This is a genomic window from Rhizobium sp. 18055, from assembly GCF_902706285.1.
Lineage (GTDB): Bacteria > Pseudomonadota > Alphaproteobacteria > Rhizobiales > Rhizobiaceae > Rhizobium.
On record NZ_CACSKD010000094.1, the window covers coordinates 1 to 636 of the forward strand.

Sequence of the window (636 nt, forward strand, 5' to 3'; positions counted from 1 at the left end):
CGACGTAATCGAGCACCCGGTCGTTCTCCCGGTTCCGGGAGAACGACCGGGTGCTCGATTACGTCGACGGCGACGTCGGCTGCGTGCTCCAGCCCGGGCAGGTGATACCGCTCGAGAGCGGCTACTGCCAGAAGGTGATGCGGGGCGAATTGCCGCAATACATCCCCGACACGTCCTGCGTGCCCGCGGCCCGCGACATCCCCGAGACCGCGGCCATCCCCATCGGCTCGCACCTCAGCACGCCCATCGTGCTCGAAGACGGGCGGCTGTTCGGCACGCTGTGCTGCTTCAGCCGAAGCATCCGCGCGGAAGCGGACATCGGCCGGCTGCGGTATTCGGCGGATCTGCTGGCGTCCCGGCTGCCCGCCGCCTCCTGAGCGCTCCGCTGCGCGGCATTCCCCAGCACCGCCGCCGGATGGTTCCGGGCCGGCGCCCGGCGATCGGTCAATGCCCGGCGGCCTGCTTGCCCGCACGCGGCGCACTGCCGGCGGAGCGGAACACGCCCTGCATGAAGGCGCCCAGCACCGTATCGGACGGCAGGGCCTCGTCCAGCAGGCCCCATGCGCGGCGCAGCTGCACGTCCAAAAGCCGGCGCGTGCCCGAGGGGCCGACCAGCGCCACCAGCGTCGATTTACC

The 636-nt window shown here is 71.4% G+C and carries 2 protein-coding genes; one reads left to right on the plus strand and one right to left on the minus strand.

What is annotated here, in order from left to right:
• The first annotated feature begins 50 nt into the window (after positions 1 to 50).
• Entirely contained in the window at positions 51 to 377 is a 327-nt protein-coding gene (locus GVL52_RS31605) for a GAF domain-containing protein (RefSeq protein ID WP_200847940.1), read from the plus strand.
• Positions 378 to 444: 67 nt separating this feature from the next.
• Here the strand turns inward: GVL52_RS31605 and GVL52_RS31610 are convergent.
• Positions 445 to 636, minus strand: a 192-nt coding sequence (locus tag GVL52_RS31610) for a hypothetical protein (RefSeq protein WP_160012670.1), incomplete at its 5' end; no start/stop codon positions are given.